A 25,320-nucleotide genomic window follows, 5' to 3' on the forward strand; every position below is an offset into this window, starting at 1 on the left:
GCTCATTTCCGTTTTTCAGTTTGGGCCTGTCGGTAAGCCTCGGCGATACCGGCCGGCCCGAGCCTTGCCAGGCAAGCGGCGGCGGTTTCGCCTTGATATCGTGTGCCGCGGATCATTGCCGCGACGCGGCCAATGCCGCGCGCGGCGTCATAGCCCGGCCTGTAGCCCGCAGGAAGGGCCTTTGCCGTCGCGTTCACGACAAGTCCGGCTCCGTTTTCGCCGCCGACAATCGTCAGCGCCGCCGAGCCGGGGTGGGCGCAACCCTTGGCGCAGCCGGAAACGTGCAGGGTGAAGTCGAGGATGTCGGCATTTTCAGTGGCGATTGTCTCGGCAATGTCGCGCGTGGCGATGCGGCCGGAGGCGCAGGCTGGTGTGCCGGGGCAAGCGGCTATGCGCGTGCGCGGGTCGGTGGGGGCGGTGACGAAGCCGAGGGCGGTGGCGGTGTGTTGGAGCGATGAGTTGGCGGCCGGTGGCTGACCTAGGAAAAGCAAGACGCGGCCTGGGGCTGGGCGGATTTCTGACGTGCCGAGGGCGAGGGCGTGTTGAGCGAGGGCGATGAGCTTGTCGGCCGGCATGCTGCCGTAGGGGAGGGCAATGCCGAGGGCGTGGTCGGTCGATAAAGAGAAAAGACCGATAGGTCGGCGATCCTGCACACCCCCCTCTGTCCTGCCGGACATCTCCCCCGCAAGGGGGGAGATTGAGCCGTCATCGGCGCTTTCGCCAATTGCCGACGTCACGTCCACCGCCGATGTTGCAGGACGAGAGCCGGCGTCGGAACCGCCGATCTCCCCCCTTGCGGGGGAGATGTCCGGCAGGACAGAGGGGGGTGCGACGGAGTGCCAACCTGCGAGAGAGACCAATTGGCGCTCCGTCAAATCCCTCGCATGGGCCTCCCGACCCTTCTCGGCAATCATCCTGAGCACCGCAACGGCAATATCGCGCGCTACATCGTCATCGACCGTCGCAAGCGGCCTCGCGCTTTGACCATCACCGGCAACAGACACAGCCCACGGCACGCCAGCGCTGGCCCGCACCGCCTTCAGCCGCACATCGGCCGTCACCGCATCCATGGTCAACTGCCCACCGCCATCGACAATCACGGAAACCTTCGGCCCGAGCCGTTGCGTCAGCCCAGCCTCGTCAATTGCCGCCCTGATCCGCTCGGCCAGCGGCCGGGGATCGGCAATCTCTTGCGGGTCGGTGCCGGCCAGCGGCCCGGTCTCGACCGGCACGCCGGTGCGCACCGCGATATCAAGCGCATCGACCTCCGCCGCCAGCAGCGCCGCGCTGTCCGTGGTCAGCCCGCGTATCTGCAGACTGCCGCGCGCGGTGACTTCCATGATGCCGTTGCCATGCCGCAAGGCGGATTCGGCTAACCCGATCAAAAGCTTCGGCGACAATCCTCCAGCAACCGGGTTGAGCCGCACCAAAAGCCCGTCACCGGTTTGCATCGGGGCCGACAAGGCCGGGCAGGCGCCGCGACGCGAGAAGGCGTTCATGCCGCCACCCCAAGCGCTTCTGCTTCGGCAATCAGGGCGGCGAGATCGTCGTCGATGGAATTGCGCAGGGGATGCCAGAGGCCACGCCGGCGCGCCGACAGGAAGCGTTCGGCGATGACTTTCGCGGCGGCGGGGTTCTCGCGCAGGATGAAGGCGCGAACCATGGGATCGCCGAGATAGGCGTCATGAACCGCCTCGATCAGCGTTCCCGAAATGGCGTGTGTGGTTTCGGCAAAGCCGACCAGCCGGTCGACGGTTTCGGCAAATTCGGAGGCGCCGCGTGGGCCGTGGCGCATCTGGCCTGCAATGAAGCGTGGATTGACGGCGCGGGCGCGCACCACCCGCGATACCGCTTCGCCTACCGAGCGGGGCTTCGGCCTTTGCGGATCGGTGGTGTCGAGCACGATGACGTCGGCATGCCTGCCCAGGGTTGCCAAGGCCGCCGAAAACCCGCCAATGAAGGCGACGTCGGCGGAGCCCTCGAGGATATCGCGGCCGGGGTCGTCGCCGGTGTGGACGAGAAGATCGGCCTCGGCGATGCGGGTTTCGAAGGCGCCGGGCACCGAGATGCCTTCTCCTTCTGCGCCGCCATAGGCGTGCGAGGTGGCGTCGAGATAGGCGCGGCCGATTTCTTCGCGCGCCGCCCAGTTGCCGGAGGACAAGATATCCTCGACGCCGGCGCCGTACGTGCCGGGCGAGGTGCCGAAGATGCGAGGGCTGATCTTGCCGTCAGCGCGGGTCCTGGCTGCGAGCGGGTTTTCCGAATCCTCTTCGTCGCGAGCGGCAACGGCGTTGGCGGCGGCATCGATCAGTGCGATCTGGGTCGGGAACATATCGCGGAACAGGCCTGATATGCGCCAGGTGACATCGACGCGTGGCCTTCCGAGCGTGGCCGGCGACAATACCTCGATGCCGGTGATGCGGCCGGTCGCCGAATCCCATTGCGGCCGGCAGCCCATCAGCGCCAATCCTTGCGCGATCTCCTCGCCGCCGGTGCGCAGTGAGGCCGAGCCCCAGAGATCGATGACCAGCGAGCGCGGCCAGTCGCCATGCGATTGCATGTAGCCGCGCACCACTTCCTCCGCCGCTGCCTTGCCCAGATCATAAGCGGTCGGCGTCGGCATGGTGCGCGGGTCCGAGGTGAACAAATTGCGGCCGGTGGGCAGAACGTCCGAGCGACCCCGCGCGGGCGCGCCGGCCGGGCCGGCCTTGACGTGGCGGCCATCGAGTGCGGCGAGCAGCGCCGCCTTCTCGGCTGCCGCACTCTGGCGCCGCATGGCGTCGGGCTCGTCCTCAGGGGCGCGGCCATAGATATGCAGCCCGTCCTTGATGGCAAAATCCTTGAGGTCGCAGAGCCAGGCGTCGATGCGGCGCAACGCTTCGTCGGGCGCGTCGGTCGTGGCGACGCCGGCTTCGGAAGCGAGGCCGGTCTTCTGCGCCGTCTCGACGATCAGCTTGGCAAGGCGGTCGCGGCGGCGGCGGTCGAGCCCGTCGGCCTGGGCGTATTCGTCGACCAACCGTTCCAGCTTGTGCTGGTTCTCGTCCAGCTCGGCATCGGTCAGTGGCGGCGGCAGGTGGCCAAGGGTGACGGCGGCAATGCGCCGCTTGGCCTGCGCCGCTTCGCCGGGGTTGGAGACGATGAAGGGATAGATGACGGGCATGGCGCCGGTGACGATCTCGGGAAAGCAGTTCTCCGAAAGCGCAACGGTCTTGCCCGGCAGCCACTCCAGCGTGCCATGCGCGCCGACATGGACGAGCGCATGGACGCCGAGCGATTTGCGCAGCCACAGGCCGAAGGCGATCAGCGCATGGCGCGGCGGGAGCGTCGGGTCGTGGTAGTCGGCGCGGCGGTCGACGGAGCGGCCGCGGTCTGGGGCGAGCGCGACGGTGATGTTGCCGAAGGTGGCGGCGCGGAAGGGGAAGTGGGCGGCGGTTGGCGCTTGAGCACCCCCCTCTGTCCTGCCGGACATCTCCCCCGCAAGGGGGGAGATTGAGCTCTCATTGCCGCTTTCGCCAGCTACGAACGTCGCAGAATGAGCGCCGATGGCGGAACTGCCGATCTCCCTCCTTGCGGGGGAGATGTCCGGCAGGACAGAGGGGGGTGCCTCGCACAAACCTATCTCATATTCAGCCTTCCAAGCTGCATCTACGGCAGCAATTGCTGCAGACGGCAGTGCCTTCGAGAACTCCACATAATCCCTCAAGGCCAAGCCATGCCCGCCCTGGCCCAGCCGCGCCAGCAACCCACGCGGCGTCTCGGGAATCCCCTCAACCCCATAACCCTGTTCCCTGAGGTCATGCAGCATGGCCAGCACACTCGACGGCACGTCGAGGCCGACGGCATAGCCGGTGCGGCCGGGCGCGCTCGGATAATCCGGGATCAGGATGGCTAGCTTGCGCTCGGCGCGGGGCGTCTCCTGCAACCGGATGAAGGCCGCGACGCGGTCAGCCACTTGCGCCACACGATCCGGTTCCGGCCGGTTGGCGAAGGCGCGGTGGCCAAGTGCTGGATCGATCTCGCTCTCGCCCTTGAAGGAAATGGCGCCAGCCAGGATGCGGCCGTCGAGCTCGGGCAGCACGACATGCATGGCAAGGTCGGCTGGCGCCAGGCCGCGCTGGTTGGTTTCCCAGACGTCACGGCGGGTGGTGGCGACGATGACCTGGAAGACAGGCACGCCGGCGCGGTCGAACAGGGTCTCATTGCCGGGTTCGGCGCCGGACGCGAAAGCGGTCGCGGTGATGATGGCGGCGGGATTGAGCGCGGCGAGTGCGGTTTCCACGAACGCCAGGGATGAGGGGTCCTTGAGGCTGGAGACGAAGATGGGGACCGGATTGATGCCGCGCTGGCGGAGCGCGTGGAAAAGCGCATCGATGGGCGCGACATCGGCGGCCAATAGCATCGAGCGATAGAACAGGATGGGGATGATAGGAGCGTTGACGTTGTCAGCGTCGAGTTCCTTCACACCCCCCTCTGTCCTGCCGGACATCTCCCCCGCAAGGGGGGAGATTGCGCTGTCATTGGAGATTTCGCCAATTGTCGAGGTTGCGGACGCGTCAGCTTCTAATGAAACGGGAAAAGAGCCGGCTTTGATGAAGTCCGATCTCCCCCCTTGCCGGGGAGATGTCCGGCAGGACAGAGGGGGGTGTGAAGGATCACCAACGACCCCAAGTCCTGGCTCATAAAACCCGGCTTTCGGCACTGGAACCGGCTCTGCAAAAGCCGCATCCTGTCCCGCCAGCCCCGCCAGCCTCCGCACCAGCGCGCTCATATTCGCCGGGCCGCCCTCGCGGAAATAGTCGAGCAGGCCGTCCAACTCCTCGCGCGGCAGCGTCGAGGCTTCGATCAGGCGCAGATCCTCGTCGCGGCATTCGCCGGGCAGCAGCGCCAGTTTGATCCCGCGCTCGCGGGCGGTCGAGGCGAGTTGGTCGCAGCCGTAGCGCCACCAGTCGTAGCCGCCGAGGATGCGCACGAGGATGATCTTGGCGTGGCGGGCGACGCTGTCGATCCAGAGGTCGACGGACATCGGATGGCGCAGGTCACGCAGGGCAGCCAGCCGCATCGAGGGCAGGCGGCCGGCATCGGCCTTCCAGGCTGCCGCCAGTCCGGCGAGGTCGCTGTCGGTGAAGGACAGCGCCACGATATCCGCCGGCGTCTGCCGCAGATCGACCGGCTCGGCGAGGTCGTCGAGCGAGGCGGATGTCGTGGTTAGGATGTGCATCGCAACCCGTGTCCGAAATCAGCCGGCGAGTATACGCTCGATCGCCGGGCGGTTCAGCCCTTTCAGGCCGATGACGACGAGACGCGAACGGCGGTCGTCCTGCGCGGTCCAGGCGCGGTCATAGTAATGATTGACGCGCGGCCCGACGGCCTGCAGCAAGAGGCGCATCGGCTTGCCGCCGACTTCGACAAAGCCTTTTACGCGCAGCACGTTCTCTTCTTCTGCGACGGTGGCGACGCGCTTCGCCAGTTCGTCCGGATTGGCGATCGAGGCAATGTCGACGATGAAGGTGTCGAAGTCGTCATGCTCATGGTCGAATGCGCCGTCATGGTGGGACTTGCGGTTTTCGATGTCGTCCTCGACGGCGAGACCGAGACCGAGCAGCACGGAGGGATCGACCTTGCCATGCGACGTCGGCACGATCTTCACCGCGCGGGCGGAATGTTCGTTGATGATGGCGTTGGCGCGGGCGGTGCCGGCGGCGTCCATCAGGTCGCTCTTCGACAGGATGATCAGGTCGGCGCAGGCGATCTGATCCTCGAACACTTCTTCCACCGGATCGTCATGGTCGAGCGTCTCGTCCCCGGCGCGCTGCGCCTGCAAGGCATCCATGTCGTTGGCGACGCGGCCTTCGGCCAGTGCCGGCCCGTCGACCACGGCGATGACGCCGTCGACTGTGACGCGGCTTTTCACGCTCGGCCATTGAAAGGCCTGGACCAGCGGCTTGGGCAGCGCCAGGCCCGAGGTTTCGATCAGGATATGGTCGACCCTCGGCGTCAGCGACAGGATCTTGTCAAGCGCCGGCACGAAATCGTCGGCGACGGTGCAGCAGATGCAGCCATTGGCCAGTTCGACGATGTTTTCCTCCGGGCAGGTGTCGATGCCGCAGCCCTTCAAAATCTCGCCGTCGATGCCGATGTCGCCGAATTCGTTGACGATGATGGCAATGCGTTTGCCGCCGGCGTTTTCCAGGAGATGGCGGACCAGCGTCGTCTTGCCGGCGCCGAGGAAGCCGGTGACGACGGTGCAGGGAACGCGCGAGACGGAAGCAGTCATGATCAGTCCTTCAACAGGTCGAGGGGAGGGATGCGGGCAACGAGGCCACGCTTCAGGCTATCGGGGCGGCCGCGCCATGGAATCAGGCCGTCCTTCGAGGTGGCGAAGAGCTTGGCGCCTGTCACGAGGTCGGCGCCGCCGGTCGTGGTCAGGTCGCCGAAGACATAGCTCCAGCAGCCGTCGCGCAGGATGGCGGCGCTGAGGCGCCGCTTGCAATTGCCGAGGCATTCGACGCTGCGGATGCGGATGTCGTCGCCAGATGCGGCGCGGCGCGTGTCGTCGGCCAGCAATTCGCCGGCGCGGGGATGAGCGTCGGCGCCGGTCTCATCGCGGCAGGAGGCGCAGACGATGATGGTGACGCCGGCCAAGGCATCATCATGGCCGGACGAGATATCCGCTGTGCCAGCCGAAAAACTGCTGTCGTGGTCCAAGATCGGGCTCCTTGCCCGGAAACCCGCCGGGCGATCGGATTCTAAAGTCGCAGACGGCAGGTCTCCTGGCTCGCGGGTCATCGCCTTGGTAGCCGCCTTCCCGGGAACTCCCCAGTGGCTTTCGGCCTTGGCTCTTCGCTTACAGTTGCGGGGACAGCCGCGGATTTGGGATTTTGCCCCGCACCGCATTCCCTCTTAGCTCTTGCCGTTGCGGGCAAGAGACCATCTGAACCGGATTTAGGCTTTTGCGGGCGGCGGTGTCAACGCGAGCTTACGACATGGCGATGTCGGCCAGCGCCGGACCCAAATCCCCGGCAGGCGTCACTTCGATGCGTTCGAGTCCGAGCCAGCCCTGCATCTGCTTCAATTCCTCGAACAGCTCTGCAGCGGTTTCAGGCGGTGCACCGGGCTCCGCATAGGCCGCATGGACGCGCAGTATGCTGGCCGGACGGTCGGCCTTGAGGTCGACGCGTGCCACGATCCTGTCGCCGAGCAGGAACGGCAGGACATAATAGCCATATTGCCGCTTGTCGGCCGGCGTGTAGATCTCGATGCGGTAGTGGAAATCGAACAGCCGCTCGGTGCGCGACCGCTCGAAGACGACCGGATCGAACGGCGCCAGCAGGGCGCGGGCCTCGACTTTGCGCGGCAGGCGGGCGTCTTTGTGAAGATAGGCGGGCTTGTCCCAGCCTTCGACACGCACCGGCAGCAACTCGCCCGTTTCAACCAGTTCCTCCAATCGGCCTTTCATATCGGCCGGCGACAGGCGGAAATAATCGCGCAAATCGCCTGAAGTGCCCACGCCGTGGGCGCGGGCGGAAATGCGCAGCAATTCGCGGTGCGCGTCCTCGGGCGTGGGCACCGGCAGGTCGAGGACCGCCTGCGGCAGCACGCGCTCGGGCAGGTCATAAAAACGCTCGAACCCGCGACGGTGCGCCGTGGTGATGCGGCCGGCCCAGAACAGCCATTCGAAGGCGTGCTTGGCATGGCTCCAGCCCCACCAGCCGCCCGAGCCTTTCTGGCCCTCCAGCGCGGAAGCGGCGATCGGGCCGCGCTCGGCGACCTGGCGGTAGATCTCTTCGATGTAGCCGGCGTGCTCGCGGCCCCATTTGGCGAGCCCCAGATACATTTCCTCGCCGCGCTCGGCGCGCTGCATGCGCCAGCGCATCAGCGGGTATGTCTCGACCGGCAGGAAGGAGGCCTCGTGCGCCCAGTATTCGAAAACAGTGCGCTTGCGCGTCACGGCCGCGTTGTCGAGCAGCGAGAACGGGTAGGGGCCAAGGCGCGAATAGAGCGGCATATAATGAGCGCGCACCACGGCGCTGACGGAATCGATCTGCAGCAGGCCGGTGCGGGAGAGGGTGCGGGCAAAATGCCGGCGGTCGGGCGTACCGGTCGGGCGGGGATCGAGGAACCCCTGGGCGGCAAGCGCGATGCGACGGGCCGTGGGGAGCGAGATCTTTTCCTTCATGCAGGCATCACTTTGAAGTGTTTTGACCGAGGGTCGAAAGGCTGATTCCAACCCATGCTAGCAGGGTTTTGGCGGCATCCATGTCAGGAGAGAAAAGTGGAGTAATAGGCGCAGGAAATCAAACAGGAGCGGATCGGACCAGTTTGCCGCGATATGCCGTCCAGGTCGGTGTTTTGAACAAGGTTTGACTTGCTTCGCTGGAAGTGCTGCGCTAACCCTCGCCGCGTTGCAGCATAGGCCCTTAAAACGGTTCAGCGGTTAAACTGTCACGCTTCCGCATTAGGGTCCGGTGCTGTAATCAAAGTGGATTGGCGCCAACGGAAAGCCGAGCATGAACGCACTCTTGAGCTCATACCTGCCCATCGTCCTGTTCATAGGCGTGGCGCTGGTTGTCGGCCTGGCGCTGCTGGCCGCGCCCTTCCTGGTGGCCTACCGCAATCCAGATCCCGAAAAGCTTTCCGCCTATGAGTGCGGTTTCAACTCGTTCGACGACGCGCGCATGAAGTTCGACATCCGTTTCTACCTGGTGTCGATCCTGTTCATCATCTTCGACCTGGAAGTGGCCTTCCTGTTTCCGTGGGCGGTGTCGTTTTCGAAGATCGGCATGCTCGGTTTCTGGTCGATGATGGTGTTTTTGGCGGTGCTGACCATCGGCTTTGCCTATGAATGGAAAAAAGGAGCGCTGGAATGGGATTGAACGACAGTTCAGGCACCCTCGTCGCGCCGAAGCCCAAGGGTATTATCGACCCCAACACCGGCAGGCCGGTGGGGGAGGACGATCCCTTCTTCCTCGAGATCAACAATGAGTTGGCCGACAAGGGCTTTTTGGTCACTTCGACCGAGGCGCTCATCACCTGGGCGCGCAGCGGGTCGCTGATGTTCATGACGTTCGGCCTCGCTTGCTGCGCGGTCGAGATGATCCACACCTCGATGCCGCGCTATGATTCGGAGCGGTTCGGCGTCGCGCCGCGCGCGTCCCCGCGCCAGTCCGACATCATGATCGTCGCCGGCACGCTGACCAACAAGATGGCGCCGGCGCTGCGCAAGGTCTACGACCAGATGCCGGAACCGCGCTACGTCATCTCGATGGGCTCCTGCGCCAATGGCGGTGGCTACTACCACTATTCCTATTCGGTGGTGCGCGGCTGCGACCGCATCGTGCCGGTCGACATCTATGTGCCCGGCTGTCCGCCGAGCGCCGAAGCGCTGCTCTACGGCATTCTTCTGCTGCAGAAGAAGATCCGCCGCACCGGCACGATCGAACGGTAAATCCATGACCGCATCCCTGAGCGAACTGTCGACCTATCTCGGCGAGAAGCTGATCGGCCGCGTGAACGAAGCGGCGATTGCCTATGGCGAGCTTACCGTTCATGTAGAGCCGCGCGACCTGGTCGAGGTCATGACCTTCCTGCGCGACGATGCGCGCTGCCAGTTCATCTCGATCATCGATGTATGCGGCGCCGACTATCCGTCGCGGGCCAAGCGCTTCGACGTCGTCTATCATCTCCTGTCGCCGAAGCAGAATGTGCGCGTCCGCGTCAAGGTTCTGGCCGACGAGGAGACGATGGTGCCGTCGATCACCGGCGTGTTTCCCGGTGCCGACTGGTTCGAGCGCGAGACCTACGATCTCTACGGCGTGCTGTTCTCCGGCCACCCGGATCTGCGCCGCCTGCTGACCGACTACGGTTTCGAAGGCCATCCGCTGCGCAAGGATTTCCCGCTGACCGGATTCGTCGAGGTGCGTTACGACGACGAGGCCAAGCGCGTCATCTATGAGCCGGTCGAGCTCAAGCAGGAATTCCGCAATTTCGATTTTTTGTCCCCGTGGGAAGGTACGGATTACGTGCTGCCGGGTGACGAGAAGGCAAAGCAGTAAATGGCTGAAACCTCGGTCCGCAACTTCAACATCAATTTCGGCCCGCAACACCCTGCGGCGCACGGCGTTTTGCGCCTTGTGCTGGAGCTGGACGGCGAAGTCGTCGATCGCGTCGATCCGCATATCGGGCTCTTGCATCGCGGTACCGAAAAGCTGATCGAAGCCAAAACCTATTTGCAGGCGATCCCTTATCTCGATCGGCTCGACTATTGCGCGCCGATGAACCAAGAGCACGCCTTCGCGCTCGCCGCCGAGCGCCTGCTCGGCATCGAAGTGCCGAAGCGCGGGCAGCTGATCCGCGTGCTCTATTGCGAAATCGGCCGCATCATGTCGCACATCCTCAATGTGACGACGCAGGCTATGGACGTCGGCGCGCTGACGCCGCCGCTGTGGGGCTTCGTCGAGCGCGAAAAGCTGATGGTGTTCTATGAGCGCGCCTCCGGTTCGCGCATGCATGCCGCCTATTTCCGTCCCGGCGGCGTCCATCAGGACCTGCCGCAGAAGCTGGTCGAGGACATCGGCAAGTGGATCGACCCGTTCCTGAAGTCGATCGACGACCTCGATCAGCTGCTGACCGGCAACCGCATCTTCAAGCAGCGCAATGTCGATATCGGCATCGTCTCGCTGGCCGATGCCTGGGCCTGGGGTTTTTCGGGTGTGATGGTGCGCGGCTCGGGTGCACCCTGGGACCTGCGCAAGTCGCAACCCTATGAATGCTATTCGGAAATGGATTTCGACATTCCGATCGGCAAGAACGGCGACTGCTTTGACCGCTACCTCGTGCGCATGGAAGAAATGCGCCAGTCGGCGAAGATCATGCGCCAGTGCGTCGATCTCCTGCTCGGCAAGGAAAGCACCGGCCCGGTGTCGAACCTCGACGGCAAGGTGGTGCCGCCCAAGCGCCAGGCGATGAAGCGCTCGATGGAAGCGCTGATCCATCACTTCAAGCTCTACACCGAGGGTTATCGCGTACCCGCCGGCGAGGTCTATGCCGCCGTCGAAGCGCCGAAGGGCGAATTCGGCGTCTATCTGGTTTCCGACGGCTCCAACAAGCCCTACCGCTGCAAGCTGCGCGCGCCGGGTTTCGCGCATCTGCAGGCGATGGATTTCCTCTGCCGCGGCCACATGCTGGCCGACGTCACCGCCGTTCTCGGTTCCCTCGACATCGTGTTTGGTGAGGTCGATCGCTAAATGTCAGTCCGCCGTCTCGCAGAAGCCAGCGTCCAGCCAGCCTCCTTCGCCTTCAACCGGGCGAATGCGGCCGCGGCGAAGCAATGGATCAAGAAATATCCGAAGGGTCGCGAACAGTCGGCCATCATTCCCTTGCTGATGATAGCGCAGGAGCAGGAAGGCTGGGTGACGAAGGCGGCGATCGAGACGATCTCCGACATGCTCGGCATGCCGCGTATCCGCGGGCTCGAGGTCGCGACCTTCTACACGCAGTACCAGCTGAATCCGGTCGGCACGCGTGCGCATATCCAGGTCTGCGGCACCACGCCCTGCATGCTGCGCGGTTCGGAAGCGCTGATGGATGTCTGCCGCTCCAGGATCCATCACGACCAGTTCCACGCCAACGACAAAGGCACCTTGTCCTGGGAAGAGGTCGAATGCCTTGGCGCCTGCGTCAACGCGCCGATGGTCATGATCTTCAAGGACACGTTCGAGGATCTGACGCCGGAACGCCTGGCTGAAATCATCGATCTCTATGACGCCGGCAAGGGTGCTTCGGTGGAACCGGGGCCGCAGAACGGCCGTACCGGCTCGGAGCCGGCCTCCGGCCTCACCACGCTGAAGAGCGAAAAGGCGATCCTCAAGTCGACCCGTGAAAGGGAAGCCAGGGAAGCGGCCAGGGCTGCCAGGGCGGCGCCCGACGCGATCATCGCAGGGCCCGTGCCGGCACCGGCTGCGGCCCCTGTCGCGCCGTCCAACACCAGCAAGCCGAAGACCGACGCCCCTGAAACCAGCCCGGCATTGAAGACGCCTTCAAAAACCAAGGTCGCGCCGACGGTTGAAAAGGCGGCGAGCGTTGCCGCCCCACTGCATTCGGCCGCCAATGCCAACAAGGCAGACTCCAAGGTCGAGCAGGTTTCCAAGCAGCGCAACGGTCCAATAACCAAGGCCGAGCCGGCATCCGCCTTCAAGGCGCCGGAGGTCAAGGTACCGGCAGCCAAGCCGGCCAAACCGTCGCTCGAGGACAAGAACCGTCCGGCCGGCATCGATAAACCGGTACAGGTCGATGACCTGAAGCTGATCTCCGGCGTCGGCCCCAAGATCGAGGGCATCCTGCATACGCTGGGCATTTTTACCTTCGCGCAGGTCGCGTCGTGGAAGAAGGCCGAACGCGAGTGGGTGGATGGCTATCTCTCTTTCCAGGGCCGCATCGATCGCGACGACTGGGTCAAGCAGGCCAAGGCGCTCGCCAAGGGTGGCGTGGCCGAATACATCCGCGTCTTCGGCAAGAAGCCGGTCTGAGGGACGAAAAATGCTCGGGGATAAAGACCGCATCTTCACCAATATCTACGGCCTGTTCGACAAGTCGCTGGCCGGCGCGATGGCGCGCGGCGCCTGGGACAACACGCCCGGCATCGTTGCCAAGGGGCGCGAGTGGATCGTCAACGAGATGAAGGCGTCGGGCCTGCGCGGTCGCGGCGGCGCAGGCTTCCCGACCGGGCTCAAATGGTCGTTCATGCCCAAGCAGAGCGACGGCCGGCCGAGCTATCTGGTCATCAATGCCGACGAATCCGAGCCCGGCACTTGCAAGGACCGCGACATCCTGCGCAACGACCCGCACACGCTGGTCGAGGGCGCGCTGCTTGCCGGTTTCGCCATGGGCGCGATTGCCGCCTACATCTATGTGCGCGGCGAGTTCATCCGCGAGCGCGAGGCGCTGCAGCGCGCGATCGAGGAAGCCTACGAGGCCAAACTGATCGGCAAGAACAACACGTCCGGTTACGATTTCGACATCTACATGCACCACGGCGCCGGCGCCTATATCTGCGGCGAGGAGACAGCGCTCCTCGAAAGCCTGGAAGGCAAGAAGGGCCAGCCCCGGCTGAAGCCGCCATTCCCGGCCAATGTCGGTCTCTATGGCTGCCCGACCACGGTCAACAATGTCGAATCGATCGCGGTTGCGCCGACCATCCTGCGCCGCGGTGCGGCCTGGTTCTCGTCCTTCGGCCGGCCCAACAATGTCGGCACCAAGCTGTTTTGCATCTCCGGCCACGTCAACAATCCGTGCACGGTCGAGGAGGCGATGTCGATCCCGTTCCGCGAGCTCATCGAGACGCATTGCGGCGGCATTCGCGGCGGCTGGGACAATCTTTTGGCGGTCATACCGGGCGGCGCCTCGGTGCCGCTGGTGCCTGCCGAGCAGATCATCGACGCGCCGATGGATTTCGACGCCTTGCGCGACCTCAAATCCGGCCTTGGGACCGCGGCTGTCATCGTCATGGACAAGTCGACCGATGTCGTGAAGGCGATTGCGCGGCTTTCCTACTTCTACAAGCACGAGAGCTGCGGCCAGTGCACGCCATGCCGCGAAGGCACCGGCTGGATGTGGCGGGTGATGGAACGGCTGGTGCGCGGCGAGGCGCAGAAGCGCGAGATCGATATGCTGCTCGACGTCACCAAGCAGATCGAAGGGCATACGATCTGCGCGCTGGGCGACGCGGCGGCATGGCCGATCCAGGGCCTGATGCGGCATTTCCGCGGCGAGGTGGAGCGGCGCATCGACGAGTTTTCGCGCAATGCGCACCGGGCGGAGCCTGTGATGGTGGCGGCGGAATAGAATAACGTTTTATGCGGATGAAAGTCCGCAGCGAAGGGCGGGGCGAACGAAGAAACGACCAGGAGAACTCTATGGCGCCGTATTCGAACCCGCTGATGCCCAATTTGGACCAGATCGAGAAGATGAACCAGGACTTGACCAGGATGATGCCGAAGGAGATGGCCAGCGCCGTCAACCTTTTCGTGCATCCCGTGGCGGGTGCGGCGGCGATGTCGGCGCTTGGCCTCGGGCTCGCCAACCACGCTTTCGGCGTCTGGCTGGGCGCGCTTTCGGGAGCGACTGAGGCCTCGCAACGGCTGCTGCAGCCGATCGTCGATGATTTCGAGGCGCGCGTCGCGCAGTTCGACGATCCGAACTCTTCCTCCACCAAGGCGCGGGCGACGGCGAAAACCATGATCGCCGAGGCGCAGTCCTTCGCCAGGGAGGTCACCGATATTGCCGCCAAGGAAGCCGCCACTGCCGTGCCGGCCGCGAATGCCGCTCCGGCTGCGGGCGGCGCCGGCGATGCGCTGATGCCCGAGGATTTCAGGCAGCCCAACGCCATGGAGAAGCCGGCCAAACCGGCGGATCTCAAGGCCATCTCGGGCATCGGGCCGAAGCTGGAAAAGGTTCTCAACGGCCTCGGCATCTGGACGTATGCCCAGATCGCGGCATGGACGCCGCAAGAGGTTGCCTGGGTCGAGGACTATCTGTCGCTCGGCGGCCGCATCGGCCGCGACGATTGGACAGCCCAAGCGGCGGCGCTCGCCGTCAAGAAGTGAATGAAGTGCCCGACGTGGTCTCGACCGCGTCCGGAAAAAGAGATTGCGGGAACTCCGCAGGGGTTTGAGGCGAATGGCAAAGCTCAAGGTCGACGGGAAAGAGATCACTGTACCCGACCACTACACGCTGCTGCAGGCGGCTGAAGACGCTGGCGCGGAAGTGCCGCGCTTCTGCTTCCATGAGCGGCTGTCGATCGCCGGCAATTGCCGCATGTGCCTGATCGAGGTGAAGGGCGGGCCGCCCAAGCCCCAGGCCTCCTGCGCCATGAACGTGCGCGATCTGCGTCCCGGGCCGAATGGCGAGGCGCCGGAAATCTTCACCAACACGCCGATGGTCAAGAAGGCCAGGGAAGGCGTGATGGAGTTCCTGCTGATCAACCATCCGCTGGATTGCCCGATCTGCGATCAGGGCGGCGAATGCGACCTGCAGGACCAGGCGATGGCGTTCGGCGTCGATTCCTCGCGCTATCACGAGAACAAGCGCGCGGTCGAAGACAAATACATCGGACCGTTGGTGAAGACGGTGATGAACCGCTGCATCCACTGCACGCGCTGCGTCCGCTTCACCACCGAAGTCGCCGGCATTTCCGAACTGGGCCTGATCGGCCGTGGTGAGGATGCCGAGATCACCACCTATCTCGAACAGGCGATGACGTCGGAGCTGCAGGGCAATGTCATCGACCTTTGCCCGGTCGGCGCGCTGACCTCGAAGCCATTCGCCTTCCAGGCGCGGCCGTGGGAGCTGACCAAGACCGAATCCATCGACGTGATGGATGCGGTCGGCTCGGCGATCCGCGTCGATAGCCGGGGCCGCGAAGTGATGCGGATCCTGCCGCGCGTCAACGAGGCGGTGAACGAGGAGTGGATCTCCGACAAGACCCGCTTCATCTGGGACGGCCTGCGCACGCAGCGTCTCGACCGCCCCTATGTGCGCAAGGACGGCAGGCTGGTTGCCACCAGCTGGGCCGAGGCCTTCGCCGCGATCAAGGACGCGGTGTCGAAGACGGCGCCCGAAAAGATCGGCGCTATCGCGGGCGATCTCGCCGCCGTCGAGGAAACCTATGCGCTCAAGCTGCTGATGGCTTCGCTCGGCTCGAAGAATACGGATTGCCGCCAGGATGGCGCCGCACTCGACCCGGCGCTCGGCCGTGCGAGCTACATCTTCAACCCGACCATCGAAGGCATCGAGCAGGCCGATGCGGTGCTGATCATCGGCGCCAACCCGCGCTATGAAGCCTCGGTGCTCAACGCCCGTATCCGCAAGCGCTGGCGGACCGGCAATCTGCCGGTTGGCGTCATCGGCGATGTCGGCGACACACGCTACGACTACGAACAGCTGGGCGCCGGACCGGATTCGCTGAAGGATTTGGCTGACGGCAATGGCAAGTTCTTCCAGGTGCTGAAGAAGGCGACGCATCCGCTGATCATCGTCGGCCAGGGCGCGCTGGCGCGCGCCGATGGCGCGGCCGTGCTCGGTCAGGCGGCCAAGCTCGCCGCCGCCGTCAACGCTGCCCGCGCGGATTGGAACGGCTTTGCCGTGCTGCACAATGCGGCCGGGCGCGTCGGCGGTCTCGATCTCGGCTTCGTGCCGGGCGAGGGCGGCAGAAACGTTGCCGGCATGCTGGGCGAAATGGAGCTCCTGTTCCTGCTCGGCGCCGACGAGATCGACATGGCCAAGACCGGCGGCGCCTTCGTCGTCTATATCGGCACGCATGGCGATCAGGGCGCGCACCGCGCCAATGTCATCCTGCCGGCGGCCGCCTACACGGAAAAGTCGGCCACCTATGTCAACACCGAAGGGCGTGTGCAGCAGACCAACCGCGCCGGCTTCGCGCCGGGCGAGGCTCGCGAGGACTGGGCGATCCTGCGGGCACTGTCGGATGTGCTGGGCAAGAAACTGCCGTTCGATTCGCTGCCGCAACTGCGCGCCAAGCTCTATGGCGAATACCCGCATCTGGCCCGTATCGACCAGGTCGCGGCCGGCAATGCCGAGGACATCGCTGGGGTGGCGAAGCTCGGCGGGCGGCTGAACAAGGGCACCTTTACGTCGCCGGTGACGGATTTCTACCTGACCAACCCGATCGCGCGGGCATCGGCCGTGATGGCGGAATGCTCGGCACTGGCCAAGAGCGGCTTCAAGCAGGCGGCGGAATAAGCATGGACACTTTCTTCTCCTTCTACGTGCTGCCGGCGCTGATCATTCTGCTGAAATCGGTCGTGCTGATCGTTATCCTGCTGATTTTCGTCGCCTATATCCTCTATGCCGACCGCAAGATCTGGGCGGCGGTGCAACTGCGCCGTGGCCCGAACGTCGTCGGCCCCTGGGGCACGCTGCAAGCCTTCGCCGATCTGCTGAAATTCGTCTTCAAGGAGCCGGTCATCCCGTCCGGCGCCAACAAGGGCGTGTTCCTGCTGGCGCCGCTGGTCTCGGCCGTGCTGGCGATCTCGGCCTGGGCGGTCATCCCGGTCAATCAGGGCTGGGCGATCGCCAACGTCAATGTCGGCATCCTCTATGTCTTCGCCATCTCCTCGCTCGAGGTCTACGGCGTGATCATGGGCGGCTGGGCCTCCAACTCGAAATATCCGTTCCTCGGCGCGCTGCGTTCGGCGGCACAAATGGTGTCCTACGAAGTCTCGATCGGCTTCGTCATCGTCACTGTTCTGCTCACCGCCGGCTCGCTCAACCTGTCCGACATCGTGCTGTCGCAGCATGATGGAATTGGTACGCGGCTTGGCCTGCCCAATACGTTCCTCGACTGGAACTGGCTGGCGCTGTTCCCGATGTTCATCATCTTCTTCATCTCGGCGCTGGCCGAGACGAACCGCCCGCCCTTCGATCTGGTGGAAGCCGAATCGGAACTGGTCGCCGGCCACATGGTCGAATATTCGTCGACGCCGTTCCTGCTGTTCTTCCTCGGCGAGTATGTAGCCATCGTGCTGATGTGCGCGCTGGCCACCATCCTGTTCCTCGGCGGCTGGCTGCCTCCGTTCGACTTCGCGCCGTTCACCTGGGTGCCGGGCGTCATCTGGTTCGTGCTGAAAGTCTGCTTCGTGTTCTTCGGCATCTCCATGGTGAAAGCCTTCGTGCCGCGCTACCGCTACGACCAATTGATGCGGCTTGGCTGGAAAGTGTTCCTGCCGATCTCGCTGTTCATGGTGGTCGCCACCGCGGCCTTCCTCAAGATCACGGGGTTTGCGTGATGTCCGCTCTTTCCCAAGCCGCCAAATCGCTGCTGCTGCAGGATTTCGTCAGCGCTTTCTTCCTGTCGATGCGCCAGTTCTTCGCGCCGAAAGAGACGATCAATTATCCGCACGAGAAGGGGCCGACCAGTCCGCGCTTCCGCGGCGAGCATGCGCTGCGCCGCTATCCCAATGGCGAGGAACGCTGCATCGCCTGCAAATTGTGCGAGGCGATCTGCCCGGCGCAGGCCATCACCATCGAGGCCGGCCCGCGCCGCAATGACGGCACGCGCCGCACGGTTCGCTACGACATCGACATGGTGAAGTGCATTTATTGCGGCTTCTGCCAGGAAGCCTGCCCGGTCGACGCCATCGTCGAGGGGCCGAATTTCGAATTCGCGACGGAGACGCGCGAGGAACTCTACTACGACAAGGACAAGCTGTTGGCGAATGGCGACCGGTGGGAGCGCGAACTGGCGCGCAACATCTCGCTGGACTCGCCCTACCGCTGATATTTGACGCATGGACGGGGCAGGGGCCTCGTCCAGAGGATGATCCCGAAAAGTTGCGGACTTTTTCGGACCAGATCATGCTCCGGAATACAGAGTGGCCCATGTTTCTTTCGATCGGGCCTTTCAACCCGATCGGAACATGGGCTAGGACAACGCGGCTTTGGAACCGGAGGCGGAACCAGGCCAGAGACAACAAACAGGACGAGCGTCCTGTTCGTACAGGAACCCGGGGGATCCCCAATGTTGAGTGGACTAGAGGCGGCCTTTTTCTACCTCTTCGCCTTTGTCGCGGTGGCGTCGGCGTTCATGGTCATTTCGTCGCGCAACCCCGTGCATTCGGTGCTGTTCCTGATCCTGACCTTTTTCAACGCCGCCGGCCTGTTCATGCTGACCGGGGCCGAGTTCCTGGCGATGATCCTGCTCGTCGTCTATGTCGGCGCGGTGATGGTGCTGTTTCTGTTCGTCGTCATGATGCTCGACGTCGATTTCGCCGAGATGAAGGAAGGCGCCCTGCAATATGCGCCGATCGGCGCGCTGGTCGGGCTGATCCTGGCGGCGGAGCTGATCGTCGTTCTCGGCGGCTACACTTTCGCGCCGCAGCTCGCTTCGACGGTCTCCAAGCCCATTCCGGATCTCGCCACGCGGACCAACACCGCCGCGCTCGGCGACATCCTGTATACCGACTACCTCTACTACTTCCAGATTTCGGGCCTCATCCTGCTGGTCGCCATGATTGGCGCCATCGTGCTGACGCTGCGCCATAAGCCAGGCGTCAAGCGGCAGTCGATCGCGGCCCAGGTCGGCCGCACGCCGGCGACCGGCATGGAAATCCGCAAGGTCAAGACAGGCGAGGGACTCTGAGATGGTTGTCGGCATCGCACATTATCTGACCGTATCGGCTGTTCTGTTCACGCTCGGCGTGTTCGGCATCTTCCTGAACCGCAAGAACGTCATCGTCATCCTGATGTCGGTTGAACTGATCCTGCTGGCGGTCAACATCAATTTCGTCGCCTTTTCGGCGGCACTGGGCGATCTGGTCGGCCAGGTGTTCGCGCTGTTCGTGCTGACGGTAGCTGCGGCCGAGGCCGCCATCGGACTTGCCATTCTCGTCGTCTTCTTCCGCAACCGCGGCTCGATCGCGGTCGAAGACGTGAACATGATGAAGGGTTGACGGAACCACCATGTATCAGGCCATCGTCTTCCTTCCCCTGCTCGGCTTCCTGATCGTCGGCCTGTTCGGCACGTCGCTCGGCGCCAAGGCGTCCGAATACATCACCTCCGGTTTCCTGGTGATCGCGGCCGTGCTGTCGTGGGTCGCTTTCTTCACCGTCGGTTTCGGCCATGGCGAGGTGTTCACCGTGCCGGTGCTGCGCTGGATACAGTCGGGCGGACTGGAAGCGTCCTGGGCACTGCGGATCGACACGCTGACGGTGGTCATGCTGGTGGTGGTCAACACCGTCTCGGCGCTGGTCCACATCTATTCGATCGGCTACATGCACCACGATCCGAACCGGCCGCGCTTCTTCACCTATCTGTCGCTGTTCACCTTCGCCATGCTGATGCTGGTGACGGCGGACAACCTCGTGCAGATGTTCTTTGGCTGGGAAGGCGTGGGGCTGGCGTCCTACCTGCTGATCGGCTTCTGGTACAAGAAGCCGTCGGCCAATGCCGCGGCAATCAAGGCCTTTGTCGTCAACCGCGTCGGCGATTTCGGCTTCGCACTCGGCATCTTCGGCGTGTTCGTGCTGTTCGGCTCGGTCAATCTGGGCACGATCTTCGCCAATGCGGCAACGTTCATTCCGGCCGAAGGCGCCCCGCACGGCGCCGCCGTGCTGACCTTCCTCGGCTATGCGCTGGACAAGCAGGCGGCCATGACGATCGTCTGCCTGCTGCTGTTCATGGGCGCCATGGGCAAGTCGGCGCAAGTGCCGCTGCACACCTGGCTGCCGGATGCCATGGAAGGCCCGACACCGGTTTCCGCGCTGATCCATGCCGCCACCATGGTGACGGCCGGCGTGTTCATGCTGGCACGGCTGTCGCCGCTGTTCGAACTCTCGCATTCGGCGCTGACTGTCGTGACCTTCATCGGTGCCTTCACGGCCTTCTTCGCGGCCACCGTCGGTCTCGTCCAGAACGACATCAAGCGCGTCATCGCCTACTCGACCTGCTCGCAGCTCGGCTACATGTTCGTGGCGCTCGGCGTCGGCGCCTATGGCGCGGCGATCTTCCACCTGTTCACGCATGCCTTCTTCAAGGCGCTGCTGTTCCTCGGCTCGGGCTCGGTCATCCATGCCGTGTCCGACGAGCAGGACATGCGCAAGATGGGCGGCCTCAGGAAACTGATCCCGACCACCTACTGGATGATGGTGATCGGCACGCTGGCGCTGACCGGCGTCGGCATTCCGGTGACGGTCATCGGCACCGCCGGCTTCTTCTCCAAGGACGCCATCATCGAGAGCGCCTTTGCCGGCCACAATTCGGTTGCCGGCATGGCCTTCGTGGCTCTGGTCGTCGCCGCTTGCTTCACCTCCTTCTACTCCTGGCGGCTGATCTTCATGACCTTCCACGGCAAGCCGCGGGCGAGCCATGAAGTGATGCACCACGTCCATGAATCGCCGCCTGTGATGCTGGTGCCGCTGTTCATCCTGGCCGCTGGCGCACTGTTTGCCGGCATCATCTTCCACCGCGCCTTCATCGGCGAGGGCTATGCCGAGTTCTGGAAGGCATCGCTGTTCACGCTGCCTGACAACCACATCCTGCACGACATCCACGAATTGCCGCTGTGGGTCGAACTGTCGCCCTTCATCGCCATGCTGATCGGCTTCGCGCTGGCCTGGAAATTCTACATCCGCTCGCCGGAAATGCCGGTCAACCTCGCCGCGCAGCATCGCGGGCTGTACGCCTTCCTGCTCAACAAGTGGTATTTCGACGAGCTCTACGACTTCCTGTTCGTGCGGCCCGCCAAGCGCCTCGGCCATTTCCTGTGGAAGACCGGCGACGGCACCATCATCGACGGCCTCGGCCCGGATGGCATTTCGGCGCGCGTCGTCGATGTCACCGACCGCGTCGTCAAGCTGCAGACCGGCTATCTCTACCACTACGCCTTCGCCATGCTGATCGGCGTTGCCGCACTCGTCACCTGGATGATGCTCTGATGACCGCCTGGCCAATCCTCTCGCTGGTCACCTTCCTGCCGCTGGTTGGTGTGCTGCTTATCCTGTTCATCAATGACGACAGCGAAAATGCACGCCGCAACATCCGCTCCATCGCGCTGTTGACGACGACGTTCACGTTCATCATCTCGCTGTTCATCTGGACCGGATTCGACAATTCGCAGTCCGGCTTCCAGTTCGTCGAGAAGGTCGCGTGGCTCGACTCCGGCATTTCCTACCATATGGGCGTCGACGGCATCTCGATGCTGTTCGTCATCCTGACGACGTTCCTGATGCCGCTGTGCATCCTGGCGTCGTGGGAATCGATCGAGAAGCGCGTGAAGGCCTACATGATTGCCTTCCTGCTGCTCGAAACGCTGATGATCGGCGTGTTCTGCGCGCTGGACATCGTGCTGTTCTACGTCTTCTTCGAAGCCGGCCTGATCCCGATGTTCATCATCATCGGCGTCTGGGGCGGCAAGCGGCGCGTCTACGCCTCGTTCAAGTTCTTCCTCTACACGCTCGCCGGCTCGGTGCTGATGCTGCTCGCCATCATGGCGATGTTCTTCCAGTCCGGCACAACCGACATCCCGACGCTGCTGACCCACAACTTCCCGGCCAACATGCAGACCTGGCTATGGCTTGCCTTCTTCGCCTCCTTCGCGGTGAAGATGCCAATGTGGCCGGTGCACACCTGGCTGCCCGATGCGCACGTCGAGGCGCCGACGGCGGGCTCCGTCATCCTGGCCGGCATCCTGTTGAAGATGGGGGGGTATGGCTTCCTGCGATTCTCCTTGCCGATGTTCCCGCTGGCGTCGGAAATGTTCGCGCCGCTGGTCTTCGCGCTGTCCGTCGTCGCCATCATCTACACCTCGCTGGTGGCGCTGATGCAGGAAGACATGAAGAAGCTGATCGCCTATTCGTCGGTTGCTCATATGGGCTTCGTCACCATGGGCATCTTCGCCATGAACCAGGAAGGCGTGCAGGGCGCGATTTTCCAGATGCTCAGCCACGGCCTCGTCTCCGGCGCGCTGTTCCTGTGCGTCGGCGTCATCTACGACCGCATGCACACACGTGAGATCGCCGCCTATGGCGGCCTGGTCAACAACATGCCGAAATACGCCACGGTGTTCCTGATCTTCACCATGGCCAATGTCGGCCTGCCCGGTACCAGCGGCTTCGTCGGCGAGTTCCTGACCATGCTGGGCGTGTTCCGGGTCAACACCTGGGTGGCGTTCTTCGCCGCCACCGGCGTCATCCTGTCGGCCGCCTACGCGCTCTGGCTCTACCGCCGGGTGATCTTCGGCGCACTGACCAAGGAGAGCCTGAAGGGCCTGCTCGATCTGTCGCCGCGCGAGAAGGTGATCATCTACCCGCTGGTCGTGCTGGTCATCTTCTTCGGCGTCTATCCCGCCCCGGTCTTCGACGCGACGGCCGAATCGGTCAAGTCGCTCGTCACCAATGTCACTGCATCCATCGGCGCCGCGCAGACCGCGGCGGCGAACTGACCAGAGGTTTTGCGAACCATGACGCCGGACCTTCTCTCCAGCCTGTCGCTCTCGACGCCAGAGCTGATCCTTGCCGTCGGCGCGCTGGCGCTGCTGATGGTCGGAGCCTATTCGCGCGCCAACACGGCCAACACGGTAACCGGCCTTGCGGTTGCCGTTCTGGCGATCGCGGGCGCCTGGCTGATCTTCCGGACCGGGCAGGGCAGCGCTTACGGCAATGCCTTCATCCAGGATTCCTTCGGCCGCTTCATGAAGGTGCTGGCGCTGATCGGTTCGGCGGTGACGCTGGTGATGTCGATGCGCTTCGCCAAGGCTGAACGCTTCGACAAGTTCGAATATCCGGTGCTGATCCTGCTCTGCACGCTCGGCATGATGCTGATGATCTCCGCCAATGGCATGATCGGCCTCTATCTCGGCCTCGAGCTGCAGTCGCTGGCGATCTACGTGCTGTGCGCGATCAACCGCGACAATCTGCGTTCGACTGAGGCTGGCCTCAAATATTTCGTCCTCGGCGCGCTGTCGTCGGGCATGCTGCTCTATGGCATCAGCCTGGTCTACGGCTACACCGGCAACACCGGCTTCCAGGAGATCGCTTCTGCGCTCGGCAGCGGCGAGCGCCAGCTCGGTCTCGTTTTCGGCCTCGTCTTCGTGCTGGCCGGCCTTGCCTTCAAGATCTCGGCGGTGCCGTTCCACATGTGGACGCCAGATGTCTATGAGGGCGCGCCGACACCGGTGACGGCCTTTTTGGCGGCAGCACCGAAGATGGCGGCGATGGCGCTGATGGTGCGCGTCACCATGGGTGCGTTCAAGCCGATCGCCTCCGACTGGCAGCAGATCATCGTCTTCATCTCGATCGCCTCGATGGCGCTTGGTGCTTTCGCCGCCATCGGCCAGACCAACATCAAACGGCTGATGGCCTATTCCTCGATCGGCCATATGGGCTATGCGCTGGTCGGCCTTGCCGCCAACAGCCAGGCCGGCGTGCGCGGCGTTGCCATCTACATGCTGATCTATCTGGTGATGACGCTCGGCACCTTCGCCTTCATCCTCGCCATGCGGCGCAAGGAAGGCAATGTCGAGCAGATCAGCGAGCTGGCCGGCCTGTCGTCGACCAATCCGATCATGGCGACGATCCTGACCATCCTGATGTTCTCGCTGGCCGGCATCCCGCCGCTCGCCGGCTTCTGGGGGAAATGGTACGTCTTCCTCGCCGCCATCAACGCCAATCTCTATGCGTTGGCGATCATCGGCGTGCTGGCCTCGGTGGTGGGCGCCTATTACTATTTGCGCATCATCAAGATCATGTGGTTCGACGAACCGGTCGGCGGCTTCGTGCCGATGGCGACGGAATTGCGTGTCGTGCTCGGCGTCTCCGGCGCCTTCGTGCTGTTCTACGTGCTGATCGGCGGGCCGATCGGCACCTATGCCGAAGCCGCCGCCAAGACGTTTTTCTAGTCGGCATGGCATTTCGGCTGGCTCCAACCTCGGCGTCGGATGGGTTCCGGCTCGAGGCGCATGAGAGCGTAGGCTCCACCAATGCGCTGGCACTGGACCACGCAAGGGCAGGCGACCCCGGCAAATTGTGGGTCGTTTCCAAGAAACAGGAAAGTGGGCGTGGCCGGCGCGGCCGCGTCTGGGCGACGCCAGAAGGCAACCTCGCGGCGACGCTACTGGTCATCACCAAGGCAGAGCTTCGCCTTGCCGCGACGCTGGGCTTCGTCGCCGGACTGGCGCTGGCCGATGCGCTCGACGCCGTGGTGCCGAAAGGCCGGATAGCCATCGGCCTCGACGGTGGCAGCGAAGGGAAAAACCGTTTCGAACTGAAATGGCCGAACGACGTGCTTGCCTCCGGCGCCAAGCTGGCCGGCATCCTGCTGGAATCGGCAATCCTGGAAGGCGGCCGTTTCGCGGTGGCGGTCGGAATCGGCGTCAATGTGGTGGCATACCCCGAGGATTTGCCCTATCCCGCAACATCACTCAGCGCGCTGGGCGCGGCATGCGATGCGGAAACACTGTTCCTGGCGCTGTCGGATGCCTGGAGCGAGAATGCCCGGTTGTGGGATGAGGGGCGCGGACTTGCCGCCGTCAGGCGTCGGTGGCTTGATCGTGCTGCGGGGCTTGGCAGCGAGGTTGCTGTCAGAATTGACGGTAATGTGGTGCGTGGGGTGTTTGAGACCATTGACGAGGACTGCCGTTTCGTGATCCGCGACGATGAAGGTTCGGTTCGGACGATCGCCGCCGGCGACGTGCATTTCGGCGCGGTCGCTTCGGCCAGGGCATAGGGCCGTTTATGCACCGTTCTAACTGTTTGTTTTTGCGCAACTCCGGTGGGAAAACCGTTACACACTTTTCCCGGAATTGCTTTTTG

General features: G+C 63.9%; 21 protein-coding genes and 1 riboswitch. Of the genes, 16 read left to right on the forward strand and 5 right to left on the reverse strand.

The features are described 5' to 3' along the window. Positions 1-2: 2 nt before the first annotated feature. The 5 genes from cobG to NKI66_RS06895 all read right to left on the reverse strand — a co-directional run bounded on the left by cobG (position 3) and on the right by NKI66_RS06895 (position 8,176). Positions 3-1,499: a precorrin-3B synthase gene (cobG, locus tag NKI66_RS06875; protein WP_352751304.1), complete on the reverse strand. Its 1,497-nt coding sequence runs from the start codon at positions 1,497-1,499 to the stop codon at positions 3-5. Beyond that, on the reverse strand, positions 1,496-5,218 hold the full coding sequence (locus tag NKI66_RS06880; RefSeq protein WP_352751306.1) for a cobaltochelatase subunit CobN: 3,723 nt from the start codon (positions 5,216-5,218) through the stop codon (positions 1,496-1,498). Before NKI66_RS06880 ends, cobG begins: the two co-directional genes overlap by 4 nt. Positions 5,219-5,236: 18 nt before the next feature. After that, the gene (gene cobW / locus NKI66_RS06885) at positions 5,237-6,274 is read right to left on the reverse strand and encodes a cobalamin biosynthesis protein CobW (RefSeq protein ID WP_023812393.1); all 1,038 of its coding nucleotides are present in this window, start codon (positions 6,272-6,274) and stop codon (positions 5,237-5,239) included. A gap of 2 nt (positions 6,275-6,276) precedes the next feature. Continuing rightward, complete coding sequence (locus tag NKI66_RS06890) at positions 6,277-6,705, reverse strand: DUF1636 family protein (protein ID WP_352674364.1); 429 nt, start codon at positions 6,703-6,705, stop codon at positions 6,277-6,279. 38 nt (positions 6,706-6,743) lie between these two features. Beyond that, positions 6,744-6,947: riboswitch (cobalamin riboswitch) on the reverse strand. A gap of 29 nt (positions 6,948-6,976) precedes the next feature. Beyond that, positions 6,977-8,176: a winged helix-turn-helix domain-containing protein gene (locus NKI66_RS06895; RefSeq protein ID WP_352751308.1), complete on the reverse strand. Its 1,200-nt coding sequence runs from the start codon at positions 8,174-8,176 to the stop codon at positions 6,977-6,979. A gap of 331 nt (positions 8,177-8,507) precedes the next feature. Here NKI66_RS06895 and NKI66_RS06900 point away from each other — a divergent pair, with 331 nt between their 5' ends. The 16 genes from NKI66_RS06900 to NKI66_RS06975 all read left to right on the forward strand — a co-directional run bounded on the left by NKI66_RS06900 (position 8,508) and on the right by NKI66_RS06975 (position 25,234). Next, a complete protein-coding gene (locus NKI66_RS06900) occupies positions 8,508-8,873 on the forward strand; it encodes an NADH-quinone oxidoreductase subunit A (protein ID WP_010910112.1) in 366 nt (121 codons plus the stop codon). Further along, on the forward strand, positions 8,864-9,445 hold the full coding sequence (locus tag NKI66_RS06905) for a NuoB/complex I 20 kDa subunit family protein (RefSeq protein WP_013531090.1): 582 nt from the start codon (positions 8,864-8,866) through the stop codon (positions 9,443-9,445). The genes NKI66_RS06900 and NKI66_RS06905 overlap by 10 nt, the downstream gene beginning before the upstream one ends. Positions 9,446-9,449: 4 nt before the next feature. Next, positions 9,450-10,052 carry an NADH-quinone oxidoreductase subunit C gene (locus NKI66_RS06910; RefSeq protein WP_023812388.1) on the forward strand — a complete coding sequence of 201 codons (603 nt, stop codon included), beginning with the start codon at positions 9,450-9,452 and terminating at the stop codon, positions 10,050-10,052. Next, on the forward strand, positions 10,053-11,243 hold the full coding sequence (locus NKI66_RS06915) for an NADH-quinone oxidoreductase subunit D (protein WP_023812387.1): 1,191 nt from the start codon (positions 10,053-10,055) through the stop codon (positions 11,241-11,243). After that, the gene (locus NKI66_RS06920) at positions 11,244-12,524 is read left to right on the forward strand and encodes an NADH-quinone oxidoreductase subunit E (protein ID WP_023812386.1); all 1,281 of its coding nucleotides are present in this window, start codon (positions 11,244-11,246) and stop codon (positions 12,522-12,524) included. 10 nt (positions 12,525-12,534) lie between these two features. Beyond that, positions 12,535-13,839 carry an NADH-quinone oxidoreductase subunit NuoF gene (gene nuoF, locus NKI66_RS06925; protein WP_023812385.1) on the forward strand — a complete coding sequence of 435 codons (1,305 nt, stop codon included), beginning with the start codon at positions 12,535-12,537 and terminating at the stop codon, positions 13,837-13,839. Positions 13,840-13,910: 71 nt separating this feature from the next. Continuing rightward, positions 13,911-14,600: a helix-hairpin-helix domain-containing protein gene (locus NKI66_RS06930; protein WP_023812384.1), complete on the forward strand. Its 690-nt coding sequence runs from the start codon at positions 13,911-13,913 to the stop codon at positions 14,598-14,600. Positions 14,601-14,673: 73 nt separating this feature from the next. Beyond that, on the forward strand, positions 14,674-16,755 hold the full coding sequence (gene nuoG, locus NKI66_RS06935) for an NADH-quinone oxidoreductase subunit NuoG (protein ID WP_128304421.1): 2,082 nt from the start codon (positions 14,674-14,676) through the stop codon (positions 16,753-16,755). 2 nt (positions 16,756-16,757) lie between these two features. Continuing rightward, positions 16,758-17,801 carry an NADH-quinone oxidoreductase subunit NuoH gene (nuoH, locus tag NKI66_RS06940; RefSeq protein WP_023812383.1) on the forward strand — a complete coding sequence of 348 codons (1,044 nt, stop codon included), beginning with the start codon at positions 16,758-16,760 and terminating at the stop codon, positions 17,799-17,801. Next, entirely contained in the window at positions 17,801-18,292 is a 492-nt protein-coding gene (gene nuoI, locus NKI66_RS06945; protein ID WP_023812382.1) for an NADH-quinone oxidoreductase subunit NuoI, read from the forward strand. The genes nuoH and nuoI overlap by 1 nt, the downstream gene beginning before the upstream one ends. A 240-nt stretch (positions 18,293-18,532) precedes the next feature. Next, a complete protein-coding gene (locus NKI66_RS06950; protein ID WP_023812381.1) occupies positions 18,533-19,153 on the forward strand; it encodes an NADH-quinone oxidoreductase subunit J in 621 nt (206 codons plus the stop codon). 1 nt (position 19,154) lies between these two features. Further along, a complete protein-coding gene (gene nuoK / locus NKI66_RS06955; RefSeq protein ID WP_010910101.1) occupies positions 19,155-19,463 on the forward strand; it encodes an NADH-quinone oxidoreductase subunit NuoK in 309 nt (102 codons plus the stop codon). Positions 19,464-19,473: 10 nt separating this feature from the next. After that, on the forward strand, positions 19,474-21,447 hold the full coding sequence (gene nuoL, locus NKI66_RS06960; protein ID WP_352751311.1) for an NADH-quinone oxidoreductase subunit L: 1,974 nt from the start codon (positions 19,474-19,476) through the stop codon (positions 21,445-21,447). Next, positions 21,447-22,952 carry an NADH-quinone oxidoreductase subunit M gene (locus NKI66_RS06965; RefSeq protein WP_023812379.1) on the forward strand — a complete coding sequence of 502 codons (1,506 nt, stop codon included), beginning with the start codon at positions 21,447-21,449 and terminating at the stop codon, positions 22,950-22,952. The genes nuoL and NKI66_RS06965 overlap by 1 nt, the downstream gene beginning before the upstream one ends. 18 nt (positions 22,953-22,970) lie before the next feature. Next, on the forward strand, positions 22,971-24,407 hold the full coding sequence (gene nuoN / locus NKI66_RS06970; RefSeq protein WP_352751314.1) for an NADH-quinone oxidoreductase subunit NuoN: 1,437 nt from the start codon (positions 22,971-22,973) through the stop codon (positions 24,405-24,407). Between the two features lie 5 nt (positions 24,408-24,412). Continuing rightward, complete coding sequence (locus NKI66_RS06975; RefSeq protein WP_352751316.1) at positions 24,413-25,234, forward strand: biotin--[acetyl-CoA-carboxylase] ligase; 822 nt, start codon at positions 24,413-24,415, stop codon at positions 25,232-25,234. The last annotated feature ends 86 nt before the right edge of the window (positions 25,235-25,320 follow it).

It is taken from the genome of Mesorhizobium sp. M0518, from assembly GCF_040321125.1.
GTDB lineage: Bacteria > Pseudomonadota > Alphaproteobacteria > Rhizobiales > Rhizobiaceae > Mesorhizobium.

What these genes read in the sequence shown, in the direction of transcription:
- cobG (WP_352751304.1), bottom strand. Translation starts at nt 1,499, where the DNA reads ATGAACGCCTTCTCGCGTCGCGGCGCCTGCCCGGCCTTGTCGGCCCCG.
- NKI66_RS06880 (WP_352751306.1), bottom strand. Translation starts at nt 5,218, where the DNA reads ATGCACATCCTAACCACGACATCCGCCTCGCTCGACGACCTCGCCGAG.
- cobW (WP_023812393.1), bottom strand. Translation starts at nt 6,274, where the DNA reads ATGACTGCTTCCGTCTCGCGCGTTCCCTGCACCGTCGTCACCGGCTTC.
- NKI66_RS06895 (WP_352751308.1), bottom strand. Translation starts at nt 8,176, where the DNA reads ATGAAGGAAAAGATCTCGCTCCCCACGGCCCGTCGCATCGCGCTTGCC.
- NKI66_RS06900 (WP_010910112.1), top strand. Translation starts at nt 8,508, where the DNA reads ATGAACGCACTCTTGAGCTCATACCTGCCCATCGTCCTGTTCATAGGC.
- NKI66_RS06905 (WP_013531090.1), top strand. Translation starts at nt 8,864, where the DNA reads ATGGGATTGAACGACAGTTCAGGCACCCTCGTCGCGCCGAAGCCCAAG.
- NKI66_RS06910 (WP_023812388.1), top strand. Translation starts at nt 9,450, where the DNA reads ATGACCGCATCCCTGAGCGAACTGTCGACCTATCTCGGCGAGAAGCTG.
- NKI66_RS06915 (WP_023812387.1), top strand. Translation starts at nt 10,053, where the DNA reads ATGGCTGAAACCTCGGTCCGCAACTTCAACATCAATTTCGGCCCGCAA.
- NKI66_RS06920 (WP_023812386.1), top strand. Translation starts at nt 11,244, where the DNA reads ATGTCAGTCCGCCGTCTCGCAGAAGCCAGCGTCCAGCCAGCCTCCTTC.
- nuoF (WP_023812385.1), top strand. Translation starts at nt 12,535, where the DNA reads ATGCTCGGGGATAAAGACCGCATCTTCACCAATATCTACGGCCTGTTC.
- NKI66_RS06930 (WP_023812384.1), top strand. Translation starts at nt 13,911, where the DNA reads ATGGCGCCGTATTCGAACCCGCTGATGCCCAATTTGGACCAGATCGAG.
- nuoG (WP_128304421.1), top strand. Translation starts at nt 14,674, where the DNA reads ATGGCAAAGCTCAAGGTCGACGGGAAAGAGATCACTGTACCCGACCAC.
- nuoH (WP_023812383.1), top strand. Translation starts at nt 16,758, where the DNA reads ATGGACACTTTCTTCTCCTTCTACGTGCTGCCGGCGCTGATCATTCTG.
- nuoI (WP_023812382.1), top strand. Translation starts at nt 17,801, where the DNA reads ATGTCCGCTCTTTCCCAAGCCGCCAAATCGCTGCTGCTGCAGGATTTC.
- NKI66_RS06950 (WP_023812381.1), top strand. Translation starts at nt 18,533, where the DNA reads ATGTTGAGTGGACTAGAGGCGGCCTTTTTCTACCTCTTCGCCTTTGTC.
- nuoK (WP_010910101.1), top strand. Translation starts at nt 19,155, where the DNA reads ATGGTTGTCGGCATCGCACATTATCTGACCGTATCGGCTGTTCTGTTC.
- nuoL (WP_352751311.1), top strand. Translation starts at nt 19,474, where the DNA reads ATGTATCAGGCCATCGTCTTCCTTCCCCTGCTCGGCTTCCTGATCGTC.
- NKI66_RS06965 (WP_023812379.1), top strand. Translation starts at nt 21,447, where the DNA reads ATGACCGCCTGGCCAATCCTCTCGCTGGTCACCTTCCTGCCGCTGGTT.
- nuoN (WP_352751314.1), top strand. Translation starts at nt 22,971, where the DNA reads ATGACGCCGGACCTTCTCTCCAGCCTGTCGCTCTCGACGCCAGAGCTG.
- NKI66_RS06975 (WP_352751316.1), top strand. Translation starts at nt 24,413, where the DNA reads ATGGCATTTCGGCTGGCTCCAACCTCGGCGTCGGATGGGTTCCGGCTC.